The organism is Marinobacter sp. UBA2498 (assembly GCF_002341575.1).
Lineage (GTDB): Bacteria > Pseudomonadota > Gammaproteobacteria > Pseudomonadales > Oleiphilaceae > Marinobacter > Marinobacter manganoxydans.
The window spans coordinates 6,609-10,686 of record NZ_DDOI01000128.1 but is presented as its reverse complement, the minus strand read 5'-3'; the positions used below and the strand labels follow the sequence as shown (position 1 = coordinate 10,686).

The following is a 4,078-nucleotide window of genomic DNA, read 5'->3' as shown; positions in this document are numbered from 1 at the left end:
TTCAGATCGTGGCCGGATTTGATCCCCCGGAACTCACCAATCAGGCTGTTGCCCAACTGATAGAGATCGCCGATGGCATCAAGCAGCTTGTGCTTCACAAATTCGTCGTCATAGCGCAGACCGTCTTCGTTGAGGATCTTGTAGTCATCAACAACGATGGCGTTGTCCACACTGCCGCCGAGAGCAAGGTTCATGGCACGCAATTTTTCGATGTCACGCATGAACCCGAAAGTCCGAGCGCGACTCACTTCCTTGACAAAGGAGGTGCTGGAAAAATCGACGGTTGCTGTCTGGGCGCGGCCCTTGAACACGGGGTGATCAAAGTCGATACCGAAGCTCACCTTGAAGCCTTCGAAAGGCAGCAGGGTGGCCTTCTTGTCGCCTTCCTCAACCGTTACCTCACGCTTGATGCGGATGAAACGCTTGGCTGCATCCTGCTCGGCAATGCCGGCGGACTGCAGAAGGAACACAAAAGGACCGGCAGAGCCGTCCATGATGGGCACTTCCGCGGCACTTAGTTCGACGAAACAGTTATCAATCCCGAGACCAGCCATGGCCGAGAGCAAATGCTCCACAGTCGCCACACGGACACCGTTTTTTACCAGCGTCGTGGACAGCATGGTCTCACCTACATTCTCCGCGCAGGCACGAATCTCAACCATCGGGTCAAGATCGGTACGGCGGAAGATGATACCGGAGTCCACCGGGGCAGGCTTGAGGGTCAGGTAGACCTTCTCACCCGAGTGCAAGCCAACACCGGTGGCACGGATGGTGTTTTTAAGTGTCCGTTGTCTGATCATCGGTACATAATTCCGTCACAAAAAGGCGATATTCTAGGCAAAAATCTGCCCGGAGAATATCAGAAAATAAGACTGAATACCATTTAACCAATCCGTTGTTGCTGAATATTCATCCAGCATCCAACCCATGGCAATCAGTGCACGTATTTACCGGATACCGGGTTCCATGTTTCGCACAAGAACCACAACCGGATCACAATTGCATCAGATTATCAGTCAGCCTGGCGACGGAGGAATGCGGGAATATCGAGATAGTCGACACCCTGCTCCTCGCTATCCTTGCTCTGGTCGATAGCCACGTTTCCATGGGAAACGGCCCGGCGACGCAGAACAGCGGGACGATCCAGCTGGTTGTAATCGGTTTTTCCATCCAGAGTGCGGGTATTGTCCACCACCTTGGTCGGCTTCTCACGATCACCACCCAGGCCGGTCGCAACAACCGTTACCTTCAGTTCGTCGGTCATTTCCGGATCAATAACGGTACCGACAACAACGGTGGCAGAGTCAGAAGCAAACTCACGCACAATGTCGCCAACCTCGGAGAATTCGCCCAGGTTGAGATCCATGCCCGCGGTAATGTTGACCAGAATACCCTTGGCACCCTGCAGGTTGATGTCTTCGAGCAGCGGGCTGCGAACAGCCGCTTCGGCGGCTTCCCGCGCACGATTTTCACCCGTGGCACGGGCGGTGCCCATCATCGCCATACCCATTTCGGACATGACCGTCTTCACGTCGGCGAAGTCGACGTTGATCATACCGTTGCGGGTAATCAGATCAGCGATGCCCTGAACTGCGCCCAGAAGCACATCGTTAGCTGCGGCAAATGCGTCCAGCAGGCTGGTTTTCTTGCCCATGACCGCCAGCAGCTTTTCATTGGGAATGGTAATCAGGGAATCAACGCTTTCTTCCAGCTCTTTCAGACCGGATTCAGCAACGCTCATGCGCTTGCCGCCTTCGAACATGAAAGGCTTGGTGACCACGGCAACGGTCAGGATGCCCAGTTCGCGGGCTACTTCCGCTACGATCGGCGCGGCACCGGTACCGGTACCACCGCCCATGCCCGCGGTAATGAAGACCATATCCGCGCCCTTGATGGCTTCGGCGATACGATCGCGGTCTTCCAGGGCAGACTGGCGACCGACTTCCGGATTGGCGCCGGCACCCAGCCCCTTGGTGATGTTGCCACCGAGCTGGATGATCTGACGCGCGTCCATATCGGTCAGCGCCTGGGCGTCCGTGTTGGCGCAGATGAATTCCACACCTTCGATGTCGCTGTTAAGCATATGGCGAACGGCGTTGCCGCCACCACCGCCTACACCGACGACTTTAATGACAGCGTTTTGCTGGACATTATCGACGAGTTCAAACATTTCCCCTACTCCTTCGTGCTGTTTTCAGCCCTTGTTCCGGGCTGTTTGTTCGAGATTGTGTTTTCGAGATACCTTCGTGTACTAACTACCCGGTTCCGTCAGAAATGACCGGTAAACCAGGCTTTCATGCGCTCAAACAGCGAGGGTGCATCTTCACCCTTGAGCACCGGTGCCCGCCCCAGATCCATCTGGCGGAAACCATGAATCAACAAACCAACGCCAGTGGCGTAGATCGGATTGTTGACCACCTCCGTCATACCGGAGACTGCCTGCGGACAGGCCAGCCTTACCGGCATGTGGAAGATCTCTTCGGCCAGTTCCACCACACCTTCCATGGTGGAGGAACCGCCGGTTATCACGATGCCTGCCGGAATCAGATCCTCGAACCCGGACCGGCGCAATTCTGACTGAACCAGAGTGAACAGCTCCTCATAGCGCGGCTCCACCACCTCAGCCAGGGCCTGCCTGGACAGATCCCGCGGCGCGCGATCGCCAACACTGGGCACCTTGATGGTTTCATCCGCACCGGCCAGCTGGGTCAGCGCACAGGCATACTTGATCTTGATTTCTTCAGCATTCTGGGTCGGTGTGCGCAACGCCATCGCGATGTCGTTGGTCACCTGGTCGCCGGCAATCGGAATCACCGCCGTGTGGCGAATAGCGCCGCCGGTGAACACGGCAATGTCGGTAGTGCCGCCACCGATATCCACGACGCAGACCCCAAGCTCCTTTTCGTCTTCGGTGAGGATGGCGTGACTGGATGCCAGCTGCTCCAGGATGATGTCATCCACCTCAAGGCCGCAGCGCTTCACGCATTTCTCAATGTTCTGGGCGGCATTCACCGCGCAGGTCACCAGGTGCACCTTTGCTTCCAGGCGCACGCCGGACATACCCATCGGCTCCTTGATGCCTTCCTGGCTGTCGATCACGAATTCCTGGGGCAGAATGTGAAGAATCTTCTGGTCTGCAGGAATCGCGACCGCCTGGGCGGCATCGATTACCCGGTCAATGTCGGCCTGGGTGACTTCCCGGTCACGGATGGCAACAATCCCGTGGGAGTTCAGGCTCTTGATGTGGCTGCCGGCAATACCCGCATACACCGAGTGAATGCGGCACCCGGCCATCAACTCCGCCTCTTCCACCGCGCGCTGAATGGCCTGGACAGTGGTTTCAATGTTCACCACCACTCCACGCTTGAGGCCCCGGGAAGGATGGGAACCAATGCCCACCACTTCGATGGTGCCGTCCATCTTGCGCTTGCCGACAATCGCAACCACCTTCGAGGTTCCGATATCGAGGCCGACAATCATGTTTTCCGTTTCAACCGATGACATGTGTTCCACCAAACCGTAGGTCTGAATTAACTGTTGCTATGATTTCGGGCTGGAGGCTGTCTCAACAGCTTTCCACTTGACCGCCACACCATTGGTGTAGCGGGCGTCCACCCGACTGACTTCATCCGACCGTGCTGCCAGCCGGTTTTCATAAACCGTAATAAACCGCTCGAACCGCTGTTCCACCTGGTCCCGGCCAAGCACCACTTCGATGCCATTGGCCAGTTGCAGGGTCCAGGCGCCCCGATGCTCCAGGGCCAGGCCCGAAAATCCGAGGCCCCGGGCCACCAGCCTGTCGCTCATGGTCCGCGCCATATTGATCACATCCCGCACTCTTTCATCGGGTCCGGCCAGACGCGGCAGTCGACCTGCCACTTCCGGATTGGACGGCGCGAACAGTTCGCCAGTCCGGCTAACCAGGCGCCCGTCAGTCCAGTAGGCCAGCGGCTTCTTCTCCCGGATATCGATTACCAGCCGGTCCGGCCACACCCGACGCACTGCGGCGGACTCAACCCAGGGCCGGCGCTCCAGACTCGCCTTGATTTCCGAAAGATCCGTGGCGAAATAGCTCTTG

The 4,078-nt window shown here is 57.4% G+C and carries 4 protein-coding genes; all 4 read right to left on the bottom strand.

The window, feature by feature from the left end:
- The coding region (gene lpxC / locus B2W52_RS17855; protein WP_286803830.1) for a UDP-3-O-acyl-N-acetylglucosamine deacetylase at window positions 1-800 on the bottom strand (800 nt) is incomplete at its 3' end.
- A 212-nt stretch (window positions 801-1,012) separates the two neighbouring features.
- A complete protein-coding gene (gene ftsZ, locus B2W52_RS17850) occupies window positions 1,013-2,170 on the bottom strand; it encodes a cell division protein FtsZ (protein ID WP_008176500.1) in 1,158 nt (385 codons plus the stop codon).
- Window positions 2,171-2,268: 98 nt separating this feature from the next.
- Complete coding sequence (gene ftsA, locus B2W52_RS17845) at window positions 2,269-3,504, bottom strand: cell division protein FtsA (protein ID WP_008176504.1); 1,236 nt, start codon at window positions 3,502-3,504, stop codon at window positions 2,269-2,271.
- A gap of 36 nt (window positions 3,505-3,540) precedes the next feature.
- Window positions 3,541-4,078 (bottom strand): cell division protein FtsQ/DivIB (locus B2W52_RS17840; protein WP_286803829.1); only part of this gene is annotated, 538 nt, incomplete at its 5' end.

Coding starts and splice junctions, on each gene's coding strand:
- ftsZ (WP_008176500.1), bottom strand. CDS start 2,170: ATGTTTGAACTCGTCGATAATGTCCAGCAAAACGCTGTCATTAAAGTC.
- ftsA (WP_008176504.1), bottom strand. CDS start 3,504: ATGTCATCGGTTGAAACGGAAAACATGATTGTCGGCCTCGATATCGGA.